The 12592-nt window shown below is 53.1% G+C and carries 9 protein-coding genes and 1 pseudogene; 6 read left to right on the top strand and 4 right to left on the bottom strand.

The genetic code is table 11. The annotated features are described in order from the left end of the window. Positions 1 to 629 (bottom strand): annotated as a pseudogene (locus tag PAT3040_RS37030) (hypothetical protein); the annotation flags it as partial. Continuing rightward, on the bottom strand, positions 565 to 1410 hold the full coding sequence (locus PAT3040_RS14200) for an STM4015 family protein (protein ID WP_108993253.1): 846 nt from the start codon (positions 1408 to 1410) through the stop codon (positions 565 to 567). The gene PAT3040_RS14200 and the pseudogene PAT3040_RS37030, both read right to left, overlap by 65 nt. Before the next feature lie 225 nt (positions 1411 to 1635). Between PAT3040_RS14200 and PAT3040_RS14195 the strand changes: the two genes are divergently transcribed. Continuing rightward, complete coding sequence (locus tag PAT3040_RS14195) at positions 1636 to 3429, top strand: methyl-accepting chemotaxis protein (RefSeq protein WP_181376613.1); 1794 nt, start codon at positions 1636 to 1638, stop codon at positions 3427 to 3429. Positions 3430 to 4088: 659 nt separating this feature from the next. Here PAT3040_RS14195 and PAT3040_RS37025 read toward each other — a convergent pair. After that, on the bottom strand, positions 4089 to 4241 hold the full coding sequence (locus PAT3040_RS37025; protein ID WP_181376612.1) for a hypothetical protein: 153 nt from the start codon (positions 4239 to 4241) through the stop codon (positions 4089 to 4091). Between the two features lie 134 nt (positions 4242 to 4375). After that, positions 4376 to 6559: a catalase/peroxidase HPI gene (gene katG, locus PAT3040_RS14190; protein ID WP_108993251.1), complete on the bottom strand. Its 2184-nt coding sequence runs from the start codon at positions 6557 to 6559 to the stop codon at positions 4376 to 4378. Between the two features lie 266 nt (positions 6560 to 6825). On the opposite strand from katG, the gene PAT3040_RS14185 reads away from it, so the two are divergent. From PAT3040_RS14185 to PAT3040_RS14165, 5 genes are all read left to right on the top strand, one after another. Next, on the top strand, positions 6826 to 8589 hold the full coding sequence (locus PAT3040_RS14185; protein WP_108993250.1) for a methyl-accepting chemotaxis protein: 1764 nt from the start codon (positions 6826 to 6828) through the stop codon (positions 8587 to 8589). Positions 8590 to 9097: 508 nt separating this feature from the next. Then, a complete protein-coding gene (locus PAT3040_RS14180) occupies positions 9098 to 9631 on the top strand; it encodes a VanZ family protein (protein ID WP_108993249.1) in 534 nt (177 codons plus the stop codon). Between the two features lie 40 nt (positions 9632 to 9671). Next, positions 9672 to 10367 carry a response regulator transcription factor gene (locus tag PAT3040_RS14175; RefSeq protein WP_108993248.1) on the top strand — a complete coding sequence of 232 codons (696 nt, stop codon included), beginning with the start codon at positions 9672 to 9674 and terminating at the stop codon, positions 10365 to 10367. After that, positions 10360 to 11469: a HAMP domain-containing sensor histidine kinase gene (locus PAT3040_RS14170; RefSeq protein ID WP_108993247.1), complete on the top strand. Its 1110-nt coding sequence runs from the start codon at positions 10360 to 10362 to the stop codon at positions 11467 to 11469. The genes PAT3040_RS14175 and PAT3040_RS14170 overlap by 8 nt, the downstream gene beginning before the upstream one ends. Positions 11470 to 11530: 61 nt before the next feature. Beyond that, on the top strand, positions 11531 to 12535 hold the full coding sequence (locus PAT3040_RS14165) for an AraC family transcriptional regulator (RefSeq protein WP_258234973.1): 1005 nt from the start codon (positions 11531 to 11533) through the stop codon (positions 12533 to 12535). Positions 12536 to 12592 lie beyond the last annotated feature (57 nt).

Below are 12592 nucleotides of genomic sequence, written 5' to 3'. Positions count from 1 at the left end.
CCGACGACCGGTCTCGGTATCGCGATGCCGGCCGCCGCCAGCAGCTCCTGGGTTCGTCGTTTATCCGTCATCGCCGCAATATCCGCTGGATCGTTCTGCCATTCCGCTCCATGCAATTCTGCCGCTTGACGGCGGAGCCTCGCCAGCAAGCGGCAGTAGCCGCGATACCATTGCGCCGGGTGGTACAGCCGGCCGGGCGATTCCTCCAGCCGCAGCGCGGCAACGGCGCTCATGGGCTGCGGGTCCGGGCGTCCGCTGTACGGGTGCAGCGAGTCATCCTCTTCGCCGGCGCTCCCATCGGGAGCGCCGAGCGCGATAATCGCACGCTCTATCTCGAAGCTGCCGCCGGGCGATTCCAGACGCAGCAGCGGAGCGTTCTCGGATCGCTGCGTCTTTAGCCATGGCTCCGCCTGCTCACGCAAGTCGAGCGGCTGCTCTCCCAGCAGTCCCGCCAACGGGATAATCAGCGCCGTAGGCAGTCCAAGCCTCTCCCGTGCGAGCGCGATACCGCCGGTTCGTTTGTCGCCCGGCATGCCTATGACGATGAGCGGCCTCTCCGCCGATTTACTCTGTAATGGAAGGATAACGCCAATCCTCGTCGTCGTCGGACTGCTGCCTGTCGCTGACATCTGCGGGCAGTCCGCTCTGCTGCCAGCGTTTCACCATCTCTTCGGACATGTAATGATAGTGCAGATCGATTCCCTTCAAGCCTTTGATCCGCTCGCTGGCGAGCAGAACTTCCGCGCCTTCGTCCGTCAAGGTGCCGAGCGACAGGTCGAGCGTTTCGAGCCGGTCCAGAATTGGCGCATTGGCGACAGCCAGCGCGATTTCGTCTTGGATTTCGCTATTTTTGAGACCCAAATAGGTCAATTTGGGGAATTTATCGGGCTCGATCAACGGAAGCACGTCTTCCAAGCCGCCGTCGAAGCCGTAATCGTCGACGCCGAGATAGAGCTCCAACTTGCGCAGGTTCGGGAGCTGGGCGCTTGCGATGGAGGCGAGCACGTCTTTGCCCAGCCCTCCGCTTATAATAATCAGCTCTTCCAGCTTGTCGTGCTTCAGGCTGCTCAACACCAGCTCGTTGCCGCCTTGAATCTTGAGCGATTGCAGTTCAGGGAACGCGCCGAGCAAAGGGGAGAGATCGCTCTGCACGATCCACGAAATCTCGCATTCCTCGAAGCTCATATCGCCGATGAACAGCTTGCGCAAGGCAGGAAAACGATCCTTGTGCTCTACGAGAGCCTTTACAATGTCTTCGGAACTGTTCTCGTAAGCCTGTCCCCAGTCTCCGATGATCAAACTTTCGAGGGCCGCGCCCTCGGGACTTGCCGCGAGCTTTTCCAGTTCCGTCTCGATTCGTTTGCCGTCCTCGTATTCGTCGTATTCAACTTTAAGCTTGATTTCCGACATGTCATTCCCTCCTGCAATATCAAATGAATAACTGCATGATTAACGCTATCATCTGGCAATCATATGGTCAATTTTAATCGTTAATCGTTTGAAAATTCGTGACATATGTCACACCGCACTGGCAGAAAACTATCTTATAATAATAGGAATATAGTACTATGTTGGCAATCGTACATAAAAAGACGGGTTGATCGACATCATTTATCTCTGGGGGAGCTGGAACAAATGGGCAAGACAGGTGGTGCTTACGTTACAAAATTTAATTGGACGATCCGCAAAAAGATGTTGTTATTCTGCATACTGCTGCTGATCATTCCAAGTTCAATTATTGCATTCGATACCTATAGGGATGCGAAGTCCGAAACGGATTTATTAATTCGAAACAATCTGGCGAATAGCGTGAAACTGATGGTGCAGAACGTTGCCGCCTTCAATGATATGGTGGAGAACGGACAATTGTCGCTGGAAGAGGCGCAAGAAGAAGTGAAAAGAATCATGCTCGGGAGCAGAAACGAGGACGGCACCAGGCCTATCAACGAAAATATCGACCTCGGCGAAAACGGGTATTATTACGTCGTCAGCTCCAAGGGCGATCTTATCGCGCATCCCAAGCAAGAAGGCGAAAATCTATGGGACAAAAAAACCTCGGACGGCTTCTATTATATACAAGATGTGATTCGGCAAGGTCAAAGCGGCGGCGGATTTACGTATTACGATTGGCCGCTTGGGGGCGACGGTCATGAAGCGCTTAAGATTACATACGCCATAAACATGCCGGAGTGGGACTGGAATATCGTCGCGGGGTCCTACTACCATGATTACAATGAAGGCCAGACTCGAATCTTGTATTCTACGTTGACGACTCTCGTATTATGCATCATTGTGGGCACGATCCTGGTCATCTTATTTTCCAACCATATTGCGGGACCTGTCAAAAAAGTAGCGGCAGAGGCGCGCAAGGTTGCAGGGGGCGATCTAACCTCGGAACCGCTTGCCATTCGGAACAAGGATGAGATCGGGCAATTGGCGGATGACTTCAACACGATGAAACAATCCATAAGCAAGCTGGTCAGACAAGTGATCCAAAGCTCGGACAACGTCTCTTCGTCGTCACACGGGCTGCAGACCTCTATCGCGGAGACGACTCAAGCATCCAGGCAAATCGCGGAGTCCACGCAAGGGATCGTCACGGGGATCGAATCGCAAGCCATCAGCACGGAACAAAGCTCGAAGGCCATGGAAGAGATGGCGCTTGGCATCGCGCGAATCGCGGATACTTCAACCTTGGCTTACGAAACGTCGGTTCAGTCCAAGGAAGCAGCGGAGCAAGGGTTCCGGCACATCCATCTCACCATCGACAAAATGGCGACGGCTGGACGGGCGATAGACGATATCTCCGGCATTATGGCCGTGTTAAGCGAACGTTCGAGGGAGATTAGCGGCATTGTGACGACGATGTCCGAGATTGCTTCGCAGACAAGCCTGTTATCGTTAAATGCTTCTATCGAAGCGGCGAGAGCGGGAGAGCAGGGAAGAGGTTTCGCGGTCGTGGCGGCGGAGGTGAAAAAGCTGGCGGAGATGTCAAGCCTCTCGGCGGAGCAAATCAATACGCTCGTAAACGATGTCCAGGCCGACATTTCGGCTGCGTTTAGCTCCACAGTGACGGGAAGCAATCAGTTCCGGCAGGGCATGGTTGAGATCGAAGAGACGGGCGATTCCTTCTCCCGGATCGTGGAGGCGACCCAGGAAGTGGTTGCGCAAATTCAGGAAGCCTCGGCTTCTGCCGAAGAGATGTCCGCCAGCACGGAGCAAATCTACGCATCGTTGCAGGAGCTGGAGCGAGTGGCAGGCCAGTCGGCCGAAAGCTCGGAGATGATCTCCGCCTCGACGGAGGAGCAGATCGCATCGATGGAAAGTATATCGCAATCTTCGCAGGCGCTTCATGTCATGGCAACAGAATTAAAGGATGCCGCTCACCGCTTTAAGGTAGCGAAAGCGGGAGTGACGGGGAACAAATAAACGTACGCGTGGACAAGGGGCTATCTCAAACTGCTGTTATGTCCATTCGGCGACCCCCATGAATGAAAATGAACTTGGCCTGTGACGCCGTTTGTTCCATGCTGGAACATCTGGTCACAGGCTTTTACTTTATTGGCTGGCCGCACTCAGGGGCTTAAAAGTGGGATGCTCTTGAAAGTTTTAAAGTCGTTATAAATGTCTATGGGATGGATTTGCAGACGCCTTGTTTTATGGCAGAGCTGGATTGGCGGAGTGCTGGCGCTAGTGTGCGCCTTGGCTATTTTCACATACGGTACAACAATTGAGCGAAAATACACAATTAAGATGAGGAAAGAGCCATTTATTCGTACATTTGTACATATATACACAAATATTGGTTCAAAGAGGTCCCGAACGAATATGGGAAGCGAGAATTTGTGTATTTTCGTACAATTTCCTTTACAGGGTTCCCATTTGTCTAAGAAATTGGGGAGAAATGCACAAATGTGCAGAGCGGCCGATTTTCGGACCATGCCACGTACAGCCCCGGCAACGAGTTTATTATAGGAGATGGTAAAACCTATAAGTAAGAGATTGTCCGATAGGATATTCATACCTAGGCGGTTAAGAACAGTCTGTGTGTTTTATCCCTGACAGAGCCTTTTCAAGGCCCATAGTCGTTAAAAACGCCTATGGAAAAGTTTTGCAGCTTTTTCAAGCCCCATAGTCGTTATAAACGCCGATGGGATGTTTTTGCAGCCTTTTCTAGCGGGGCTGCCCACCCAAAAGCCAATTTGTGTTTTTTCCGCCTCATTGGAAACACCTTTCTTCAAGAAGAAGGACCTCAGCCCCCACTTTGAAGTGGAACTGAGGTCCTTTCGCTTGTATATGTGGCTTTCGCTTGTATATGTGAATATTCTCACGTCATACGTACACTTTGGAGTCAGCCGTTTAGCCTTGAGTATTACTAAGCCAGATCGAATCGATCCGCGTTCATCACTTTTACCCAAGCGGCAATAAAGTCCCGCACGAATTTCTCGCGATTGTCGTCTTGCGCGTACAATTCGGCTATGGCGCGCAGAACGGAATTGGAGCCGAATACAAGATCGGCCCGTGTCGCCGTGCGGATTACCTCGCCCGACTGGCGGTCTCTGCCTTCGTACGTGTTGCTTCCGACGGGCTTCCAAGCGACGTTCATGTCCAGCAGGTTTACGAAGAAGTCGTTCGTCAACGTTCCTACGGTATCCGTGAACACGCCATGCCTCGTACCTCCGTAGTTGGTCCCAAGCACGCGCATGCCGCCAACGAGAACGGTCAATTCCGGCGCCGTCAGGCCCAGCAGCTGCGCTTTATCCAACAACAATTCTTCAGCAGTAACGGCATAGTGTTTCTGCTGGTAGTTGCGGAATCCGTCGGATACGGGCTCCAGCACGGCGAAGCCTTCAACGTCGGTCTCCTCCTGCGAAGCATCGCCCCTGCCGGGAGTAAATGGCACCGATACATCGTAACCAGCATCTCGTGCTGCCTTCTCGACGGCTGCGCTGCCTCCCAGTACGATAAGATCGGCCAGACTGACCTCCTTCTCCCAGTCGTCCTTAATGCCTTGCAGAATCGTGAGCACCTTGTCAAGCTGGAGCGGCTGGTTGACCTCCCAATCCTTCTGAGGGGATAACCGGATGCGAGCGCCATTGGCGCCGCCGCGCATATCCGAACCGCGGTAGGTGCTGGCGGAAGCCCAGGCGGTCGTGACCAGTTCGCCTACGGTCAAGCCGGAATCCAGAATCAGGGTTTTTAATTCCGCGGCATCCGCATCCGTTAATACATAATCGACAGTCGGTACGGGATCTTGCCAAATCAGCACTTCGTCCGGCACTTCGGGACCCAGATATCGGGAGCGTGGCCCCATGTCGCGATGCATGAGCTTGAACCATGCGCGAGCGAAGGTGTCCGCGAAATCCTCGGGATTCTCGTAGAAACGGCGCGAGATCGCCTCGTAAGCGGGATCCATGCGGAGCGCCATATCCGCCGTCGTCATCATCGTTTTCACGCGGATGGAGGCGTCCTCGGCATCCGGTGCAAGATGCTCGTCGGCGGGATCTACCGGAGCCCATTGGTGGGCGCCTGCCGGGCTTTTTGTCAACTCCCATTCATAGCCGAACAACAACTCGAAGAAGCCGTTGTCCCATTGCGTCGGATTAGCGGTCCAGGCGCCTTCCACGCCGCTAGTAATGGTGTCGCGGCCTTTGCCGCTGCCATGTGCGCTGATCCATCCCAGTCCTTGATCTTCGAGCGGCGCCGCTTCGGGAGCCGGTCCCACCAGCGCCGCATCGCCGGCGCCATGCGCTTTGCCAAAAGTATGGCCGCCCGCAACCAGCGCGACGGTTTCTTCGTCGTTCATTCCCATCCGCGCAAACGTTTCGCGAATGTCGCGCGCGCTCGCGAGCGGATCGGGATTGCCGTTGGGCCCTTCCGGATTAACGTAGATGAGGCCCATCTGTACCGCGGCGAGCGGATTCTCGAGTTCACGGTCGCCCGTGTAGCGGGAATCGCCGAGCCACTCCTTTTCGGCTCCCCAATAGATGTCTTCTTCCGGATGCCAGACGTCGGGACGTCCGCCGCCGAAGCCGAACGTTTTTCCGCCCATGGATTCAATGGCGACATTGCCGGTCAGCGCGAACAAGTCCGCCCACGAAATTTTGTTTCCATACTTTTGTTTGATTGGCCATAACAGCCTTCGTGCTTTATCAAGGTTGCCGTTGTCGGGCCAACTGTTAAGCGGAGCGAAACGCTGTGTGCCGGAGCCAGCTCCGCCTCGGCCATCGCCTGTACGATACGTACCTGCGGAGTGCCATGCCATGCGGATAAAGAAGGGGCCATAATGTCCGTAGTCGGCGGGCCACCAATCCTGGCTGTCCGTCATCAGATCGCGAAGGTCCTGCTTAAGCGCGTAGAAATCCAGACTCTTGAATTGCTCGGCATAATCAAAGTCCTCGCCTAGCGGGTTGGACTTGCGATCGTGCTGGTGCAGGATGTTCAAATTCAATTGTCCCGGCCACCAATGTCTGTTCGTTGTTCCGCTAGATTGATGACTGGTCGCGCCGCCGTGCATTACCGGACATTTGCCTCCGCTGGTAGTAACTGTTCCGTCCATGCGTTCATCTCCTCATCTCTTCATGAAGTAGCAAATTAATCATTGCTCTACTCTCTTTATAAAACGATTCCTGTCCGATATCAATGAAGAAATCAAACTTTCATTTAATCTTCACCCATTTGTGCTTTCACTGAGGTGAGGAGGACGATAATGATGCTGAATTTCGTAGGACTAGGTATAGCGAACTAGCAGGAAAACAGGGTCTTTAGGTCGAACTTTGTCAAATGCAATCTTAACAAACGTGAAATTGAGGAGAATGCGCGCTCATGGAATCTGCAGACAGAAAAAAAGGGAGATTGGTCGTAAGGTTGGCATCGGCGATTGTGGCCATCATGCTGTTGTTGTTGACGGCCGCCGCCGTAACCCAGATCGGCAATGCCAAACAAACAAGCGAGTCGGCCATACGGAGCTACGGAATGAAGCTTGCGGAGAGTTATGCCGCCGGAATGAATGCGCCTGCGTATGAACAATTCCTGCAGCAGCCGAAGGAGAACGAACAATATTGGACGCTTCGGGCCGAGCTGGATCGGTACAGATCCCAGATCGGCGCTTTATATGTATATTTCGTCGTTATTGACGAACAGAACAACCCCGTCATTTTAATCGACGGTCAGCCCAAGGGCTCCGAGCTCGCTTCGCCAATCGGAGAGGTGACGGATATACCTCCCGCCGCAATAGCGAACTTGCAGCAGGGCAAGATTGCGGCCTCTCCTATGATCAGCAATCCGGAATACGGAGATTATATCTCAACCTATTCTCCTGTCAAAAACGAAGCGGGAGAGGTGATCGGAGTAATCGGCATCGATACGGCAGCAGCGGATGTTAAGGAGATCGCGGACTCCGTTATCGGGGACAGCGTGCCTGTCTTCATAGCGATTGCAGGATTGACGCTAATCGCGATCCTGGCCATTCTCTTCCTGCTGTCGCGGGCGCTGCGTCCGCTTAAGGTGATCGTCACGGCGGCAGAGGATATGGCTTCAGGCAGGCTGGCAGAGGCGGAGAAGCTGCTTCAGGGCAGCGACTTCCGATCCCGAAACGAGATCGGAGCGGCCTATCGCGCGATGGCGGACATGTCCGGCAAGCTGAACGTTATCTTCCGGGACATCGTATCCCAGGCTAATAGGACTTCCCGGCAGCTTGTGGAGACGAGCGGGCAGTTCGCCGACCAGTCCGCCGGACTGCTGGACATGAATCGTACGATCGATGAAGCGATGGGGCAGATGCAGGATGGCGCTCGTGCCCAACAAGTAAGCACGGTAGAGACATCCCGCTCGATGGAGGATATTACATCCGGCGTTGAGCGTGTATCCCGCTCGTCCCTGCTTGTTGCAGATGCCTCGCGTTCCGCGCTGGAAAAAGCTTCGGCAGGTTTGGCCACCATCGCCGGAATCAGAGGACAGATGGCCAGAATCGAGGAGGTGTCCCGGGGGACCCATGATTCCGTCCATATGCTGGAGAGCCATTCCGATGCCATCGTCAACGCGCTCATATCCATAAGGGATATCGCCGAACAGACGAAGCTGCTGGCCTTAAACGCGTCCATAGAAGCGGCCAGAGCCGGCGAGCACGGAAAGGGATTCGCGGTCGTCGCGGCCGAGGTCCGCAAGCTGGCGGATTCGTCGGGTACGGCCGTGGCGGATATCGCTTCGCTCCTGACCAGCATCCAAGAGGAATCTTCGACGATTGCAGAGCGTATGACAGCCGGGAATGACGAGATCCGGGAAGGGGTGCGGTTGTCTCAGGACGCGGAAGAGACGATGAGGGCGCTTGTGGACCGGTTCCAATTCGTCGCGGAAGAATCGCAGGAGCTCTCGGCAGCTTCCGAGGAGATGTCCGCGAGCACGGAGGAGGCTGCATCCGCAGCCCATACGATCGCCGACATTGCCGCGATGGCTGCCCAGCGTTCCGAAGAGGTGGCGATCTTGGCCGCTTCCCAGCTGGAGGCCGTGCAGGGGATGACCCGTTCGTCGCAAGCGATGAGCGAGATGGCACAGCATTTGCAGCATGCTTTGCTTAAGATCAAAGTGTAGAAAACAACAAACGGCAGTCCGAATGAGCGTATTCGGACTGCCGTTTTATTTCTGTATAGGAAAATATGCAACTCCCAAACTTGTGGACAAAGAGTTGGAAGTCTAACAGACACCAGGTGACTTTCGAATAGCTACTTAACGGAAATAAAAGGCTCTATTTCAGCAAAAAGCACGACTTCGCGATTCTAATGGAACTGACAGCCCTTATGATGGGCCAAAGTCCGCGGTTTGACTAGATTTCTCACAAATAAAGTCGCAGGGTTCCGTTAGATTTTATTATCATGCCAAACGAACAAAATAAGAGCCCTCAGTTCCGTTTGCAGTTGGCGATGATCAATTGTAGCTCCTTATCCAGCTCGCACACAATGAATCGACAGTCGTAATAGAGTCATTATGATGCCAATTTAATAAATTTTTTAGAACTAACCGTTCAATTATTTAAATATTCTCCGATATCCTTATCCTTAACGAATATAGCGAATTATCCTGGAAAGGAGTTTTATCTAGCATGAAGTTAAGAATCGTCTTGCTGTACTTGATTTTTGCTTTCTATATCTATGCCCTGTTCAAAATAGTCCTATTCAAGGGCCACAGCATTGATCTCATGTATCTGGGAGAGCAGCTTCGAGCCAGCTTGCAGGATCCCTTTCGAATCGCGGATCGGATGGGGCAGGGGAATCTTGTTCCCTTGCATGAGATTAAGCGCGCGTTAGAATTGGGAACGAACCATGGGTACCTGAACGTATACGGGAATATCGCCATCTTTGTCCCGTTCGGCATACTGCTTGGCATGATGAAAAATCGAAGAGGGGGAGCCCTTGCAGCAACGGCGAAAAATGCGTTCGTCCTAAGCTTGTTTCTGGAGCTGCTGCAGGTAACGTTTGCCATCGGCTCTTTCGATGTGGATGATATACTTTTAAACACCTTCGGAGGCGTTAACGGATACCTGGTTTATAGGCTGTATTTTCGATGTCGAGGATGGCTCAAGGGCCAGGACAAAGCTCAAGAGAAGCCGCGGGCTGCGCGGATTGGGACAATCTGATACAATAAATGGACAACTGCAGCCATAGGAGGGCAAGTAATTGAAAGCCATTACGATATTGATCGCGGACGACGACACGGAGATCGCGGATCTGGTGGAGATGCATCTGTCGAAGGAAGGATACAGCTGCATCAAGGCGGCGGATGGGCAGGCTGCCGTGGAGGCAGTCGTCAAGCATCGGATCGATCTGGCGATTTTGGATATTATGATGCCGAAGCTGGACGGTTATGAGGTGACCAAACATATTCGGGATCGTCATCATATGCCCATCATCTTCCTGAGCGCAAAGAGCTCCGATCTCGATAAAATAACAGGCCTCGTTCAAGGGGCCGACGATTATATGACGAAGCCGTTTAACCCCATGGAGCTTGTTGCCCGGGTAAACGCACATTTGAGAAGGTCGCTTCAGTTCAGCAAGGTCGAAGCAGCCGAGAAGCCCGTAGTCGGGGCCGGTGGCGTCGTCATCCATCCAGACGAACGAAGGGTTGTTGTGGACGGACGTCCCGTCAACTTAACACCTAAGGAATTTGACATTCTTCATCTATTGGCTAGCCATCCCAAGAAGGTGTTTAGCTCGGAGCATATTTTCCGGCATGTATGGGGCGAGGTTTATTACGAAGGCAATAATACCGTTATGGTACATATTCGCACTCTGCGCAAGAAGTTGGGCGAGGATACCAACAAGAACAAGCTGATCAAAACCATATGGGGAGTAGGGTATTCATTCCATGGGTAACGTACTCCGAAGCTTCAGGTTCAGAATGCTGCTGCTATTCGGACTCAGCATGGGATTCGCGGCCGCGATCACCTTCGCGATCTACAGAGTCTCCCAGCTTTATTACTATACGACCAAAATAGAAGACCCGTCGACCAAGATCCGGTATTTCATCCGCCAGGTCGGTGACGTCAACTTCTTCCTGATCTTCTTTATCCCGTTGGCGGTCTGGTTTTTTTTCTTGCTGACGAAGCGGTACGCTCGTTACTTCCACGACATATCCGGAGGCATTCGTTCTCTTGCGGCGGGGCAGTTCGATGCAAAGGTCCATATTGCTTCGACGGATGAATTCGGCGATATCGCGCGGGATATTAATCTGGCTGGAGAGAAGCTGATGGAAGCGCAGGAGCGGGGGGATGCCGCCGAGAGCAGCAAGGAGCAGCTAGTATTGAATTTGGCGCATGATCTTCGCACGCCGCTCACTTCGGTGATCGGTTATTTGGATTTTATTCTAAAAAACGGGGACTTGCCGCAGGCGCAGATTCAACATTATGCGATGATTGCCTATTCCAAGTCTCAGCGTCTGGAGCATCTGATCGATGAATTGTTCGAAGTGACGCGCATGAACTACGGAAAGCTCGATATCGTTCGCAATCCCATGGATCTGAGCGAGCTGCTGCATCAGATGAGCGAAGAATTTTATCCACAGCTGGAGAACCGCGGATTGACCGCGAGAATGGATGTGGCTCCTTCCCTTGTCATTCAAGGCGATGGAGAGCTTCTGGCCCGGGTATTCGAGAATCTGATCAGCAACGCCGTCCATTATGGCGGCGGCGGCCAATTTATCGACATCCATGGCCGACTGGAGGGCGAAGAGGTTGTCGTCGAGATTACGAACTACGGCGACTTTATTGCGCCGGAGGATCTGCCCTATATTTTCGACATGTTCTATACGAGCGACAAGGCTCGAACCTATCATGAGGGTAGCACGGGGCTCGGTCTGTTCATCGCGCGCAATATCGTGAAGCAGCATCAGGGGAGGATAACGGCGGACAGCAACGTCATTCGTACAAAATTCCAGGTGCGACTGCCGGTAGGAGCGGAGGATGCGCCGGCAAATTAAAACAATTGCTATGTAAAACAAACAGTATCACACTGTTGCAAAAGGGGGGTTCTCAGGGAACATGACGTTTACTTCTGACCGCGTGAAGGTGCCGCTTGGATTATGGGGAAGCATTCGCCAAATGGGGATACAGCCTGGGGATATTGCCAGGCAAACGGGACTTCAACTGGACGAAATTACTGGTGCCGAGGTGTCCGCTTCGCATTATTTCGCGATTTGGCGGGCGTTTGCGGAGCTTGCGGGCAGTACCGCCCAGGCAATCATTGGTCTGGCAACAGCTTTCGAGACGGCAAAGTATCCGCCATCCGTCTTAGCTACTTATCACGCCCGCGACTTCCGGGATGCTCTAAATCGAATGACCAAGTACAAGCAGCTATGTCCTCCCGAGAGTCTGACTATCCATGAAGAAGGGGATATATGCAGGATCGAGCTTGGATGGCAGCAAACCTTTAAGAGCGGGCCGCCCGTCTTGGCAGGGATTACGCTGGCATGCCTGATGGAGCTTGGTCGCCGGGGAACAGGCCGTCATTTAACGGCGAAGAGTGTTGAGTTTACAGAAGACATGGGTGACGACGTGGAAGCGTTGGAAGCTTATTTTGGCTGTAGAATACGGACCGGCGCACCGTACAATCGTCTGACTCTTCGGCGGAGCGATCTGGATCTTCCCTTCCTTTCTTACAACGAAGAGTTGTTGGAAATCTTGACTCCCGTGCTGGAGGACGCATTAGACCAGCGTAATACCGTCCGCACCATCAGCAATGCGGTGAAATATATAATAAAGGGTATGCTTTCAAGTGGAAGACCCGAGATGAGAGCCGTCGCCAAAGAGCTGGGCATGAGCGAACGAACGCTCCAGCGGCGTCTTGTACGAGAGGCTACAAGTTTCAAGGTGCTGTTGTCGCAGTCCAGGCATGAACAGGCTCTGCACTACCTGGCGAATGATATGCTGGATATTAAGGAGGTCGCCTTCCTAGTCGGATACGAGGACCAAAACTCATTCTATCGCGCTTTCCGTGGCTGGGAGGGCGTTACGCCGGCATATTGGCGCGTTTCGCAAGAACATTGACGCATCATGCTAGTTACCCTTCGCCTCGAACAAGGTAACCTATTACATAGACCGAAA

The organism is Paenibacillus agaridevorans, assembly GCF_003112455.1.
Taxonomy (GTDB): Bacteria; Bacillota; Bacilli; order Paenibacillales; family Paenibacillaceae; genus Pristimantibacillus; species Pristimantibacillus agaridevorans.
Note: the sequence above shows the minus strand (reverse complement) of the source record. Positions and strands in the feature narration are given on the sequence as shown.

Coding starts and splice junctions, on each gene's coding strand:
- PAT3040_RS14200 (WP_108993253.1), bottom strand. CDS start 1,410: ATGTCGGAAATCAAGCTTAAAGTTGAATACGACGAATACGAGGACGGC.
- PAT3040_RS14195 (WP_181376613.1), top strand. CDS start 1,636: ATGGGCAAGACAGGTGGTGCTTACGTTACAAAATTTAATTGGACGATC.
- katG (WP_108993251.1), bottom strand. CDS start 6,559: ATGGACGGAACAGTTACTACCAGCGGAGGCAAATGTCCGGTAATGCAC.
- PAT3040_RS14185 (WP_108993250.1), top strand. CDS start 6,826: ATGGAATCTGCAGACAGAAAAAAAGGGAGATTGGTCGTAAGGTTGGCA.
- PAT3040_RS14180 (WP_108993249.1), top strand. CDS start 9,098: ATGAAGTTAAGAATCGTCTTGCTGTACTTGATTTTTGCTTTCTATATC.
- PAT3040_RS14170 (WP_108993247.1), top strand. CDS start 10,360: ATGGGTAACGTACTCCGAAGCTTCAGGTTCAGAATGCTGCTGCTATTC.
- PAT3040_RS14165 (WP_258234973.1), top strand. CDS start 11,531: ATGACGTTTACTTCTGACCGCGTGAAGGTGCCGCTTGGATTATGGGGA.